The sequence below is a fragment of the uncultured Reyranella sp. genome, assembly GCF_945957355.1.
GTDB lineage: Bacteria > Pseudomonadota > Alphaproteobacteria > Reyranellales > Reyranellaceae > Reyranella.
In genome coordinates, this window is sequence record NZ_CAMFKM010000004.1 from 198,049 (window position 1) to 210,360 (window position 12,312).

The window sequence follows — 12,312 nt, forward strand, 5'->3', positions numbered from 1 at the left end:
CGGCTCACGCGACCAGCGGCGGGACGGTATCGGCCGCCCAGCTCGAGGCGCGGCGGCGGCGCACGTCGACATCCTTCCAGTAGGCTTCCCAGCCCTCGGTCGGACCCATGCCGTCGATCGCGACGGGACCGCGGATTGCGGCAGCGCGCTGCGGGTCGAGCCACATGATCGGCCGCTCGCCGTTGCCGACCTGTCCGATGGCCGACAGCAGCATGCGCCGGTAGGCGACGATCGCCTTGTCGGTGGTGCCGAGATGCTCGCGCGTGCGGTCCTGGATGCGGCCCTGGCTCTCGACCGCCCACTGGTCGTGGACGTTGATGTCGAAGCCCATGCCGGTGAAGGTCTGGCTCTTCTGTTCGGCGACGTCGTAGCCGTAGTCGTTGTGGCGGCCGATCAACGGGCGATAGTCGGGAAGCTGGTAGAGTTTCAGCCGCTGCTCTCGCATGGCGGCATGGTCGACCGGTTTTCCGAAGCTGGTGAAGATCGCGTACCAGTAGCAGCTCGTATCGTCGATCGGCACGTGCCACTGCGTGATCGTCATCTCCGAACTCATCGGGATCACGAAGGCGTACGGGAAAACGAGGTTGGTCACCCGTACATGGGTGTGCTGCTCGTTGAGCTTGCGCAGCGCGAACAGGCGAAGACCGTAGTCGGTCGCCTCGACGTCGAGTTTCGGCCGCGGGAATTCGCGCAGCAGCCGGGTCATCGGGATGTCTGAGTCAGACGAAGCGGAGCGGAACTGCTTGCCGTAGGCCGCGCCGGTATCTTCGTCCTCGTAGAAGCGGTGCAGGTAGGAGGCATGGGCGGGATCAATGCCGACCTCCAGCGCCTGCAGCCAGTTGCACTCGATCAGGCCCTTGAAAGCGAAGGCATGCGTGCCGGGCGCCAGGAAGCAGTCGAAGTCGGGGAAGGCGGGCGCCTCTCCTTCGCCGAGATAGGCGAAGACGATGCCGTTTTTCACCACGACGGGATAGGAGCGCTGGCGCACCCTCTGGCAGAGCACGCTGCCCTCCGGCTCAGCCGGCGTCTCAAGGCACTTGCCGTCGACGTCGAAGAGCCAGCCGTGGAACAGGCAGCGCAGGCCGCCATCTTCGAGGCGACCGAAGGCGAGGTCGGCACCGCGGTGCGGACAGTCGCGGTCGAGCAGGCCGTGCCGGCCGCGCTCGTCGCGGAACAGCACGAAATCCTGGCCCAGCACGCGCACCGGCTTGGCCGGCCGCTCGGCAGGCAGTTCGTCGGCGAGGGCCACGGGATGCCAGTAGTGGCGCATCAGGGCGCCGCATTTCGTGCCCGGTCCGACCCGGGTCATCAGCTCGTTCTGCTCGGGACTCATCATGGGCGCAGAGTGACGCAAACCACCGGGATTCGCTATAGGAGACCGTATGACCTCCTCCCTGAACGGCATGCCGGGGCCCACATCCCGCGTCTTCTTTTCCCAGCGTCTGCGTTTGCATTACGTCGACTGGGGCAACCCCGAAGCGCCGCCGCTCCTCCTCGTCCATGGCGGGCGCGACCATTGCCGCAACTGGGACTGGGTTGCACAGGCTCTGCGCAAGGACTGGCACGTCATCTGTCCGGACCTGCGCGGGCATGGCGACAGCCAGTGGTCGCCGGACGGCAACTACTCGATGGCGGCTTACATCTACGATCTGGCCCAACTCATCCATCAGCAGAACCTGGCGCCAGTGACGATCGTGGCGCATTCGCTCGGGGGCAACATCTGCCTGCGCTACACCGGCATCCATCCCGACAAGGTGCGCAAGCTGGTGGCGATCGAAGGACTGGGGCCGTCACCCAAGGTGATCGCCGAGCGCGGCCACAAGCCGATGAGCGAGCGCATGACCGACTGGATCGACGAGCAGCGCAAGCTGTCGGGCCGCGCGCCGCGCAAGTACCCGACGATCGAGGACGCCTTCAAGCGCATGCAGGAGGAGAACAAGCATCTCTCCGCGGCGCAAGCGCGTCACCTGACCGAGCAGGGCGTCAACCAGAACGAGGATGGCACCTACAGCTGGAAGTTCGACAACTATGTGCGCGTCAACCAGCCCTACGACATGAGCTATCCCGACATCGAGACCCTGTGGTCGCGCATCACCTGTCCGACCCTGCTCGTCTACGGTAAGGAAAGCTGGGCCTCCAATCCGGAGAAGGACGGCCGCATCAAGCACTTCAAGACCGCGAAGGTCGTCGAGTTCGAGCGCGCCGGTCACTGGGTGCAGCATGACCGGCTCGACGATTTCGTGGCGACGACGCGGGAGTTCATCAAGTGAGGGCGGCGGTCCTGCGCAGCGGCGACATGGTCGTGGCCGAAGTGCCGGAGCCCGTGCCGGCGGCCGGGCAGGTGCTGGTCAGGACGCTGTGCTGCGGCATCTGCGGCTCGGACCTCCATTACGCCAAGCACGCGCCGCACATGGTCGAGCTGTCGAAGCGCATTCCCGGGCGGCAGCCGCTCGACCTGTCGCGCGACGTCGTGTTCGGCCATGAATTCTGTGGCGAGGTGCTGGACTACGGACCTGGCACCGAGCGCAAACTGAAGCCCGGTACGCTCGTCTGCTCGATGCCGGTGATCCCGCAGGTGGACGGCCATCGCACCGTGGGCTACTCGAACGATTTCCCGGGCGGCTATGCCGAACGGATGGTGCTGGCCGCGCCGCTCCTGCTCGAAGTGCCCAACGGCCTGCCGGCCGAACACGCCGCGCTCACTGAGCCGCTGGCGGTCGGCATCCACGCGGTCGAGAAGGCGGCGCTGCAGGACAACGACGCGCCGCTTGTCGTGGGCTGCGGCCCAGTCGGGCTCGCCGTCATCGTGGGGCTGCGCCTCAAGGGCATTCATCCGATCATCGCGGCCGACTTCTCGCCCAAGCGGCGCGAGCTGGCGGCCAGGATGGGCGCCGACATCGTGATCGATCCGAAGGTCGAGTCCCCATATGTGAAGCTGCCGCCGGGCAAGCGCGCCGTGATCTTCGAATGCGTCGGCGTCCCGGGTCTGCTGCAGCAGGTTTTCGAGGCGGCCCCACGCGACGCACGCGTGGTCATCGCCGGCGTGTGCATGGAGCCCGACCGGATCGAGCCGCTGTTCGGAATCCTGAAGGAGCTCTCGCTTCAGTTCGTGCTGGGCTACACGCCCGAAGAGTTTGCGCGCTGCCTTCGCCTGTTGGCCGAAGGCCAGGTGGACGCCGAGGCGTTGATCACGGGCAAAGTTGGCCTCGACGGGGTGAAGGGGGCGTTCGAGGAACTCGGCAACCCCGAGAGGCACACCAAGATTCTCGTGGAGCCGTGGCGCTGACTTTGATAGCGCTGCAGGAGCCCCAAGGGAGGAAAAGAAAATGAAGTTCTACAATTCGGTCGGCCCCAACCCGCACATGGTCCGGATGTTCATGGCCGAGAAGGGCTTCGACGTGCCGAAGGTCGAGGTCGACCTGCGCGGCGGCGAGAACCGGCGCGAGCCATTCCTCAAGCTCAATCCGTCCGGACAGTGTCCCGCTCTCGAACTCGACGATGGCACCGTGCTGGCCGAGATCACCGCGATCTGCGAGTACATCGACGAGATCAAGAAGGATACGCCGTCGCTGATCGGCGACACGCCGGAGGAGCGCGCCAACACCCGCATGTGGGTGCGCCGCATCGACCTCAACATCCTCGAGCCGGCGGCCAACGGCTTCCGCTTCTCGCAGGGCCTGAAGATGTTCCAGGACCGCGTCCATTGCATTCCCGAGGCAGCCGACGGCTTGAAGGAAGCGGCAAAGAAGAAGCTGGTGTGGCTCGACGGACTCATGGGCTCGAAGCCTTTCGTGACGGGCGACAAGCTCACCATGGCCGACATCCTGCTGTTCACCTTTCTGGAGTTCCTGGGCAAGGTCGGCCAGCCGCTCGACCCAGCAAACAAGAACCTGACGGCCTGGATGGAACGCATGAAGGCCCGGCCGAGCGCCGCGGCCTGATCGGAACGGCAGGTACATCCACGATGCGCGCCCTTCTGGCTCTTCTGGTCCTTCTTCTCCTGCCAGTCGCCGGCGCGCACGCCCAGGGCGATCCGCCGGGGGTCAAGGGGCTGTTCCTGCTGACCGACTATCCCTCGCAGACCGTGCGTGCGGGCGAGGTCACGACGATCCGCGTGAAGGTGAACAATGCGGGGCTGGTGCCGCAGCCTCTGGCGCTGGCGCTGAACGGCGTCCCGGCGGGCTGGAAGATGGACCTGCTGGGCGGCGGCCGGCCGGTGGGCTCGGTGATGGTGGGCGTCAACCAGGAGGTCATCGTCCAGCTTCGCGTCGAGGTGCCCAAGGACGCGCCGCCCAGCCCGCACAACGTCGTGCTGACGGCCAGGGGGCCGCTGGGACAACAGGCCAGCCTGCCGCTCACGCTCACCGTCGGCACTGAGGCGCCGGCCAGGCTCAGCCTGAAGTCGCGCCTGCCGTCGCTGCGTGGCACGCCGCGCTCGGCCTTCGAATACACGCTGACCGTCGGCAACGATTCGGGGAAAGACCTGACCGTGGCGCTGGCGGCGCAGGGGCCGGCCAACTTCCAGAGCACCTTCACCGAAGGCTTCGGTTCCAGCGAGATCAGCTCGATCCCGGTCGAGGCGGGCCAGACCAAGGACATCAAGCTCAAGGTGACGCCGCCGCGCGACGTGAGGGCCGGCGACTATCCCGTGCTGGTCAAGGTCGCGGCCGAGGGTGCCACCGCCGAATTGCGCGTGACGCTGCAGGTGAGCGGGCAGGGCAGGCTCGCGCTCTCGACCCGGGACGGGCGCCTGAGCGGCGAGGCCGAGATCGGCAAGGCCTCGGCCTACACGCTGGTGCTGACCAACGACGGCACCGCACCGGTCGAAGAGGTCGAGCTGTCGGGCACCGTGCCGGCCAACTGGAAGATCGAGTTCGATCCGAAGTCGATCGCTTCGATCGCACCCAATGACAAGAAGGAAGTGCAGGTCCTGGTGACGCCGGCAGACAAGGCGGTCGCCGGCGACTACATGGCCTCCTTCCGCGCCGTTGCACGCGGGGAGCAGGCATCGGCCGACTTCCGCATCGCCGTCACCACCTCGACCCTGTGGGGCGTCGTCGGCATCGGCATCATCGCCGTGGCGCTTCTGGTGCTGCTGGGCGCGGTCGTGCGTTTCGGCCGCCGTTAGTCTGGCGCGGATGACCGACATCGTCATCGAGGCGCGCGGGCTGACCAAGCTCTACGGCAAACACCGCGCCGTTGATGCGATCGACTTCAGCGTCCGGCGTGGCGAGATCTTCGGTCTGCTGGGGCCTAACGGAGCGGGCAAGACAACCACCATCCTGATGATGCTCGGTCTCACCGAGACGAGCGGCGGATCGGTCGACGTGCTGGGTTTCGATCCGGTGCGCCAGCCGCTCGAAGTGAAACGCCGGGTCGGCTACCTGCCCGATGCCGTGGGCTTCTACGATCACCTGACGGCGCGCGAGAACCTGCGCTACACGGCGCGTCTGCTGGCTATCCCGCGGCGCGAGGCCGAGACGCGCATCGGCCAGGCCATGGAGAGCGTGAAGCTCGCCGACGTGCTCGACAAGCGGGTCTCGACCTTTTCGCGCGGCATGCGCCAGCGACTGGGTATCGCCGAGATCGTGATGAAGAGAGCGGAGGTAGCGATCCTCGACGAACCCACCTCCGGCCTCGACCCGCACTCGACCTTCGAGCTGCTGGAAATGATTCGCGGCCTGAAGCGGGCGGGCGTTGCCGTGCTCCTGTCGTCGCACCTGCTCGACCGCGTGCAAAGCGTCTGCGACCGCGTGGCCCTGTTCAACGAGGGCCGGATCGCGCTGATGGGCACGGTGGTCGAGCTGGCCAACCAGGTGCTGGGCGCCGGGCATCCGATCCAGATCGAGGCTGCTGGTGGCGACATTGCCGGCACCTTGCACGGGATCGAAGGTGTGCAGAGCGTCGTCGCCGAAGGTGAGGGTGTGTGGAAGGTCGTCGCCGACCGAGACGTGAGGGCGGCCGTCGCGCATCGTATCGTGACCTCGGGTGGGGAGCTGACGCGACTGGCCGACCTGCAGCCCAGCCTCGAAGAGGTCTATACCCGCTACTTCGAGGAGGCCCGCCGTGCCGCCTAGCGCCGCGCGCCGTCAGGGCTCGCCCTTCACCGGGATCGGGCCGGTCTTCATGAAGGAGCTGGCGGATCACCTGAGCAGCGTGCGCATGCTGGTGCTAGCGCTGTTCGTGATCGCCTTCGGCGCCTTCCCGGTGGCCTCGTCGCTGCAGACCCTGCGGACCGTGGTCGACCCGAATTCGTTCCTGTTCCTGCGCATCTTCACCCTGGAGCCGGAGCAGGTCGGAATCTCCTTCGTGGCGGCACTCAATTTCATCATCCCGCTGATGGCGATCGGGCTGGGCTTCGATTCGGTGAACGGCGAGTTCAACCGGCGCACCCTCAGTCGTGTCCTGTCGCAGCCGATCTATCGCGACGCGCTGCTGCTCGGAAAGTTCCTGGCGGGCGTCGCGACCTTTGCGGTGGTGCTGGTGGCGCTGTGGCTGATCGTGCTCGGCGTCGGCCTTCTCCTGCTCGGCGTGCCGCCGCGTGGCGTCGAGGTGGCGCGCGGCGTCGGGTTCCTGGTCGTCGCCGTCGCCTATGGCGGCGTCTGGCTCGCGATCTCGATGCTGTTCTCGGTTCTGTTCCGCTCGACCGCGACCTCGGCCTTGTGCGCCCTGGGCCTCTGGCTGTTCTTCTTCCTGCTGTGGCCGCAGCTCGCTTCGGCGATCGTCTCCGGTGTGGCGCCCGGTGAGATCCGCAGCGTGGAGGACTATGCGGCCCTGCAGGACCTCGCGATGGGCCTGATGCGCCTGTCGCCCGGCACCCTGTTCAGCGAGGCCGTGCTGGGGCTGCTGAGCCCGGAGACACGGACGCTGGGGCCGATGCTGCCGGCCCAGATGCGCGGCGCCGTCATGGGGGCGCCGCTGCCGTTCGGTCAGAGCCTGCTCTTGATCTGGCCGCAGATCACCGGTCTCATCGCCGGCATGATCGTGATCTTTGCCGCCGCCTACGTCGTCTTCCAGCGCGAGGAAGTGCGCGCGTGAAGGACTGGACCCTCGCGGCCACCCTCAACAATGCGCGCTGGTGCGATGCGGTGTGCAGGGCCCATGGCCAGGCGGGACGCTTCCTACCGCACATGTGGGTGAACGCGGCCGTTGTGCCGCGCTTCTATCCCAATGCCGTGACCCTGGCCGTCGGCGATACGGCGATCGAGGAGCAGCTCACCACCGTCGCGATCCTGCAGAAGTCGAACCTGCCCGGGCGCTGGTCGGTGAAGGACAGTTTCGGCACGCTCGACCTGTCGCGCCGCGGCTTCGACCTGCTGTTCGAGGCAAAGTGGATCCGCAGCGTCATGCCGGCCGAAGGGCCCTCGACCGACATCGCCTGGACGCGCGAGGACAAGGGCGAGGGGCTGCCAGTTGGCGATCCGGACTTCGCGATGTTCAAGGGGCGGCGCGGTTTCAAGGTCGTGGCCGGCTTCATGCTCTATCGCGCCGAGGACGTTGTGGGCGTGTCGAATGTCGTTGCCGACGCCGCCGATGCGCCGGCGGTCTGGCGCGCGCTCACCCTGCTGGCGGCGCAGACGTTTCCGCGCCTGCCGCTGGTCGGCTACGAGTCCGGCCGCGAACTCGAGGCCGCCGTGACGTCGGGATTCGAAGCCGGCGACACGCTCAGGGTGTGGGTGACGGCCCGGGACTGAAGCCGCAGGCCTTCAACGCGGCCAGCATGTGGGCCGGCGGCGGCGCCGTGACGACGATCGGCGGCTTGCTCTTCGATAGCGGCAGAACGATGCCGTGCGACTGCAGATGGAGCTGGCTGTCCGGCAGGGCATGGCCATAGAGCCGGTCGGCAATGACCGGGCAACCGGCGGCGGCACAGTGGACGCGGATCTGGTGGGTGCGGCCGGTCTCGGGCTTCAATTCCAGCCAGGTCATCCCGGGAGCGCGCCCCAGGACCTTGTACCGCGTCACCGACGGCTGGCCCTTGTCGGAGACCTTCACCGACCAGCCGCTGCGCGTGTTCACCTTGAGCAGCGGCATGTCGAACACGCCTTCGTCGGCCGGCGGCTCACCTTCGACGACCGCCCAGTAGGTCTTCTCGGTGTCGCGGCCGGAGAACAGGCGACCGAGCTTGGCCAGAGCCTTGGGATGGCGGCCCAGCACCAGCACGCCGGCCGTGTCGGCATCGAGCCGATGGGCGAGCGCCGGCGCCCGCGGCAGGCCGTAGCGCAGATCGTCGAAACACTCTTCGAGATTGGGCGCGCCGCTCGGTCCGGCATGGACGGCGAGGCCGGCCGGCTTGTCGATCACCAGAATCAGCCCGTCGCGATGCAGCACGCGGGCCTGGATCTGCTCGGCCGTCAGCGGCGGCGGCCTTCTAGGCGGCGCCCTCCTGGGGGGCATATGAGGTTTCAAAGGTCGGGCCATCGGTCGAGCCAGGTCTCGCTGGCTTCGTAGAGCGCGGCAGCCCGCAGCACCGAGGGCTCGTCGCGGAAGCGGCCGACGATCTGCAGGCTGGTCGGCAGGCCTTCCGAATCGTAGCCGTTGCAGATCGAGAGGGCGGGGTGGCCGGTGATGTTGAACGGCATCGTGTAAGGGAACCAGTTGCGCCGCAGCTCGCCGGCCTCGACGCCGTCGATGGTGATCGGATCGAACAGGTCCTGGTCGATCGGCAGCGCGGTGCGCGACACAGTCGGCGTCACCAGGAAGTCGGCCGTTTCGAACCAGCGCTGGACCATTCGGAACAGCTCGCTCCGCTGGAACATGGCGCGCTGATAGTCGGCGCCCGACCAGTCCGCCGCCTCGGCCACCTGCCGCACCAGCGAGGGCGTCATGCGGTTGCCGTCGCGGTGGATCATCTCGTCGAAGCGCGCCTTCCAGGTCGTGTGGTTGATGACCTTCCACGCAGAGCCCAGATCGGGCAGTTCCTCGGTGAGTTCGACCAGCTCGGCGCCCAGTTCGCGCAGCCGAACCAGCGACTGCTCGAAGGCGGCGCGCACGTCCTTCGCCACCAACGTGTTGCCCAAGGTCGCGCTGTATAGGATGCGCCTGCCCTTGAGATCGCCCTCGGCGCGGGCGGCGGCGAGATAGTCCGGCGGTTCGATGCCAATCGACCACGGGTCCGACGGATGCGGCCCGGCCATTGCCTGCAACATCAGCGCGGTGTCCATCACCGTGCGCGTCATCGGCGTCACATAGGTGTAGTTGCCGAACGCGTCGGCCACCTGGCTGTGCGGGATCACGCCATTGCTCTGCTTCAGCCCGACCATGCCGTTGATCGCCGCGGGAATGCGCGTCGAGCCGCCGCCGTCGGTGGCAATGCCGATCGGACCGATGCCGGCCGCCACGGCGACCGCCGCACCGCCGCTGGAGCCGCCCGACGTATGCTGCGCGCTCCAGGCATTACGAGTGCGACCGAACAGCGGCGCGTCGGTCAGCGACTTGTGCCCGAACTCCGGCGTCGTCGTCTTGCCGAACAGGATGCCGCCTGCGGCCTTCACTCGCGCCGCGCATACCGCGTCTTCCTTCGGCACGTTGTTCTCGTAGAGCAGGGATCCGAAAGTGGTGCGCACGCCCGCCGTATTGACGAGATCCTTGGCCGCGAACGGAATGCCGTGCAGCAGGCCAAGCGGCTCGCCGTTCATGACGGCATCTTCGGCTGCCTTGGCCGCTGCGCGCGCCTGCTCGGGCACCAGTGTGACGAAGCAGTTCAGCACCGGCTGGAGCTTCTCAGCGCGCGCCAGCACGGCATCAGTGAGTTCGACGGGCGAGATCTTCCTGGCGGCAATCTGCTCGCGCAGGTCGGAAGCTGGCAGGCGGGTGAGGTCGGTCATGGTCTTCCTTGGCTCGCTGCCCAGGAACCTCATCCTGAGGAGGTCGCGAAGCGACCGTCTCGAAGGATGGGATACGCAGGCGCTGTCTGTTCCCCATCCTTCGAGACGGCCCTGCGGGCCTCCTCAGGATGAGGTTGCATTGTGTCGACGGTTATTACCGCAGCAACCCTCGTGCCGCGAGGTTGCGCATGAGGGCTCCTGCACCGAAGGTCCACGGCGCGATCTTGTCGCAATGGGCCACCTTGTTCGTGAGCGTGCCGAGCTTCGGCGAGCGGATGGAGACCTGGTCGCCCACCATGTGCGTGAAGCCCGTGCCGCCGGGCTTGCGCGGTTCGGTCGGCGCGAACAGCGTGCCGGTCATCAGCGCCATGCCATCTGGATATTGATGCGCGCTCATCGCCTGGGCCACGAGATCGGTGGGATCGCGGCTGATCCTCGAAAGGTCGCTCGACCCGCGCAGGCGGAACTGGTCGGGGCCGGTCACTTCGAGGTCGACCTTGGCTTGGCGCACGTCGTCGAGTGAGAAGGTGTCGTCGAACAGGCGGATGAAGGGGCCGAGCGCGCAGGACGCATTGTTGTCCTTGGCGATGCCCAGCAGGAGCGCGCTGCGGCCCTCGATGTCGCGCAGGTTCACGTCATTGCCCAGGGTCGCACCGACGATCCGGCCCTTGGCGCTGACGATGAGCGTCACTTCGGGTTCGGGATTGTTCCAGTCGGAATCCGGGCGGATGCCGATCTCGGCGCCGTATCCGACCGCGGCCATGGGCGGCGCCTTGGTGAAGATCTCGGCATAGGGGCCGATTCCCACTTCGAGGTAGGGCGACCAGGCGCCGCGCGCCATCAGCGTCTTCTTTAGCGCCTCGGCCTCGGGCGAGCCCGGCTTGATGGCGCTCACGTCGGCGCCAATGATCGAGTTCAGCTCGCCGCGAACCTGCTCGGCGCGCGCGGGATCTCCCTTGGCATGTTCCTCGATCAGCCGCTCCAGCAGGCTGACGGCGAAGGTGACGCCGGCGGCTTTCAGCGCCTGCAGGTCGACCGGGGCCAGCAGGTCGCCGACGAGGTCCTGCAGCGCACCGATGCGTTCGCCGGACGAATTGCGGGCGAGCGCCGTCGGATCGGGCGCGTTGCAGAGATCGGCCATGGTCGGCACGGTCGCCGAGAGATCGAACACGCTATCGCCGCGGATCGCGACGACCGAGGGCCCGGCCGGATGGCCGGCCCGCCAGACGCGGCCCACGAGCGTGCCGGCCGTGCCGTCCTCGGGCAGGATTTCGCTGAGAGATGGTGACACTGGACGTCTCCGGCGCTTCGTTGCAGAAAAGGCGCGCCATTCCCGGGAGAAATAAGATCATGGCCGCAGCACGGATCAAAGGCGTTCTTTCGCCCGTCGTCACGCCCTTCAAGCGCGACCTGTCGCCGGATGTCGGCCGCTTCATCGCCCACTGCAAATGGCTGATCAGCCAGGATTGCGGCCTCGCGGTCTTCGGCACCAACTCGGAAGCGAATTCGCTGTCCGCGAAGGAGCGGATGAACCTGCTCGAAGCCGTCGTCGCTTCCGGCGTGCCGACCGCGCGCATGATGCCCGGCACCGGCGCCTGCTCGATCACCGAGGCGGCCGAAGTCAGCGCGCATGCGGTGAAGCTCGGCGTCGGCGGCGTGCTGATGCTGCCGCCGTTCTATTACAAGGGCGTGCCGGAGGAGGGGCTTTTCCGCTTCTTCTCGGAGGTGGTGCAGAGGGTCGGCGACGACCGCCTGCGCGTCTATCTCTATCACATCCCGCCGGTCTCGGCCGTGCCGATCACGCACAAGCTCGTCGAGCGGCTGATGAAGGCCTATCCGAAGCAGATCGCCGGCATGAAGGATTCGTCGGACGACTGGCCCCACACCAAGAGCATGATCGAGGCCTTCGCCAAGGACGGCTTCGACGTCTTCTCCGGCAACGAGAAGCCGATCCTGGAGAACCTGAAGGCGGGCGGCGTCGGCTGCATCAGCGCCACGGCCAACATCAACCCGGGCAAGATCGCCGAGACGATCAAGGCCTATGGCACGCCGGAAGGCGACAAGCTGCAGGCCTGGATCAACGAGGTCCGCGGCGTCATGCAGGGCTACGTGATGATCCCGGCGCTGAAGTACGTGATCGCGCACTACGGCGCTGATCCGCACTGGACTCCGGTCCGTCCGCCGATCGTCGAGATCGACGAGAAGACCGGCCGCGACATGATCGAGAAGCTCGACAAGCTCGGCTTCACCATGCCCGGCCTCAAGCAGGCAATGGCCGTCGCGGCGGAGTGACGGCCCGGGCGCGGATGAGGCCGGGCGTCGGGTAAGGGCGGTGAGCGCCATCCTCGACGGAGTCGCTTCGCTGGTGGAGCGACTGCTGCCGGGGCGGGCGACGAGACTCATCGTGTCGATATTGCTCGCTGTCGCAGTTGGTTTGATCATCTATGTGGTTAATGCCGCCAGACTCGCGATATAGTGCTGGCGG

At 67.0% G+C, this 12,312-nt stretch carries 12 protein-coding genes; 8 read left to right on the forward strand and 4 right to left on the reverse strand.

Features of this window, described 5'->3' with window-relative positions; translation table 11 throughout:
• Window positions 1-4: 4 nt before the first annotated feature.
• Entirely contained in the window at window positions 5-1,336 is a 1,332-nt protein-coding gene (locus Q0Q48_RS08785; protein ID WP_295136700.1) for an aromatic ring-hydroxylating dioxygenase subunit alpha, read from the reverse strand.
• A gap of 46 nt (window positions 1,337-1,382) precedes the next feature.
• Between Q0Q48_RS08785 and Q0Q48_RS08790 the strand changes: the two genes are divergently transcribed.
• Genes Q0Q48_RS08790 through Q0Q48_RS08820 form a run of 7 tightly spaced genes read left to right on the forward strand, consistent with a single transcriptional unit; the run spans window position 1,383 to window position 7,694 of the window.
• Window positions 1,383-2,270 (forward strand): alpha/beta hydrolase, encoded by an 888-nt coding sequence (locus tag Q0Q48_RS08790; protein ID WP_295136702.1) that lies wholly within the window; start codon window positions 1,383-1,385, stop codon window positions 2,268-2,270.
• Complete coding sequence (locus Q0Q48_RS08795; RefSeq protein ID WP_295136704.1) at window positions 2,267-3,286, forward strand: zinc-binding dehydrogenase; 1,020 nt, start codon at window positions 2,267-2,269, stop codon at window positions 3,284-3,286. Before Q0Q48_RS08790 ends, Q0Q48_RS08795 begins: the two co-directional genes overlap by 4 nt.
• Before the next feature lie 40 nt (window positions 3,287-3,326).
• Window positions 3,327-3,941 carry a glutathione S-transferase gene (locus tag Q0Q48_RS08800; protein ID WP_295136706.1) on the forward strand — a complete coding sequence of 205 codons (615 nt, stop codon included), beginning with the start codon at window positions 3,327-3,329 and terminating at the stop codon, window positions 3,939-3,941.
• Window positions 3,942-3,964: 23 nt separating this feature from the next.
• Entirely contained in the window at window positions 3,965-5,128 is a 1,164-nt protein-coding gene (locus Q0Q48_RS08805) for an NEW3 domain-containing protein (RefSeq protein WP_295136708.1), read from the forward strand.
• A gap of 10 nt (window positions 5,129-5,138) precedes the next feature.
• Window positions 5,139-6,077 (forward strand): ABC transporter ATP-binding protein, encoded by a 939-nt coding sequence (locus Q0Q48_RS08810; protein ID WP_295136710.1) that lies wholly within the window; start codon window positions 5,139-5,141, stop codon window positions 6,075-6,077.
• Complete coding sequence (locus Q0Q48_RS08815; protein ID WP_295136712.1) at window positions 6,067-7,038, forward strand: ABC transporter permease; 972 nt, start codon at window positions 6,067-6,069, stop codon at window positions 7,036-7,038. Before Q0Q48_RS08810 ends, Q0Q48_RS08815 begins: the two co-directional genes overlap by 11 nt.
• Window positions 7,035-7,694, forward strand: coding sequence for a hypothetical protein (locus Q0Q48_RS08820; RefSeq protein WP_295136714.1), 660 nt, complete (start codon window positions 7,035-7,037; stop codon window positions 7,692-7,694). Before Q0Q48_RS08815 ends, Q0Q48_RS08820 begins: the two co-directional genes overlap by 4 nt.
• On the opposite strand, the gene Q0Q48_RS08825 is transcribed toward Q0Q48_RS08820, so the two are convergent.
• The 3 genes from Q0Q48_RS08825 to Q0Q48_RS08835 all read right to left on the reverse strand — a co-directional run bounded on the left by Q0Q48_RS08825 (window position 7,666) and on the right by Q0Q48_RS08835 (window position 11,118).
• The gene (locus tag Q0Q48_RS08825; protein ID WP_295136716.1) at window positions 7,666-8,397 is read right to left on the reverse strand and encodes an RluA family pseudouridine synthase; all 732 of its coding nucleotides are present in this window, start codon (window positions 8,395-8,397) and stop codon (window positions 7,666-7,668) included. The two genes, Q0Q48_RS08820 and Q0Q48_RS08825, sit on opposite strands and share 29 nt — an antisense overlap.
• A gap of 8 nt (window positions 8,398-8,405) precedes the next feature.
• On the reverse strand, window positions 8,406-9,827 hold the full coding sequence (locus Q0Q48_RS08830) for an amidase (protein WP_295136718.1): 1,422 nt from the start codon (window positions 9,825-9,827) through the stop codon (window positions 8,406-8,408).
• Between the two features lie 154 nt (window positions 9,828-9,981).
• Window positions 9,982-11,118, reverse strand: a complete 1,137-nt coding sequence (locus tag Q0Q48_RS08835; protein WP_295136720.1) for a fumarylacetoacetate hydrolase family protein — start codon at window positions 11,116-11,118, stop codon at window positions 9,982-9,984.
• A 59-nt stretch (window positions 11,119-11,177) separates the two neighbouring features.
• On the opposite strand from Q0Q48_RS08835, the gene Q0Q48_RS08840 reads away from it, so the two are divergent.
• Complete coding sequence (locus Q0Q48_RS08840; RefSeq protein WP_295136722.1) at window positions 11,178-12,119, forward strand: dihydrodipicolinate synthase family protein; 942 nt, start codon at window positions 11,178-11,180, stop codon at window positions 12,117-12,119.
• Window positions 12,120-12,312: the final 193 nt, after the last annotated feature.

What these genes read in the sequence shown, in the direction of transcription:
- Q0Q48_RS08800 (WP_295136706.1), top strand. Translation starts at nt 3,327, where the DNA reads ATGAAGTTCTACAATTCGGTCGGCCCCAACCCGCACATGGTCCGGATG.
- Q0Q48_RS08790 (WP_295136702.1), top strand. Translation starts at nt 1,383, where the DNA reads ATGACCTCCTCCCTGAACGGCATGCCGGGGCCCACATCCCGCGTCTTC.
- Q0Q48_RS08825 (WP_295136716.1), bottom strand. Translation starts at nt 8,397, where the DNA reads ATGCCCCCCAGGAGGGCGCCGCCTAGAAGGCCGCCGCCGCTGACGGCC.
- Q0Q48_RS08785 (WP_295136700.1), bottom strand. Translation starts at nt 1,336, where the DNA reads ATGATGAGTCCCGAGCAGAACGAGCTGATGACCCGGGTCGGACCGGGC.
- Q0Q48_RS08830 (WP_295136718.1), bottom strand. Translation starts at nt 9,827, where the DNA reads ATGACCGACCTCACCCGCCTGCCAGCTTCCGACCTGCGCGAGCAGATT.
- Q0Q48_RS08810 (WP_295136710.1), top strand. Translation starts at nt 5,139, where the DNA reads ATGACCGACATCGTCATCGAGGCGCGCGGGCTGACCAAGCTCTACGGC.
- Q0Q48_RS08840 (WP_295136722.1), top strand. Translation starts at nt 11,178, where the DNA reads ATGGCCGCAGCACGGATCAAAGGCGTTCTTTCGCCCGTCGTCACGCCC.
- Q0Q48_RS08805 (WP_295136708.1), top strand. Translation starts at nt 3,965, where the DNA reads ATGCGCGCCCTTCTGGCTCTTCTGGTCCTTCTTCTCCTGCCAGTCGCC.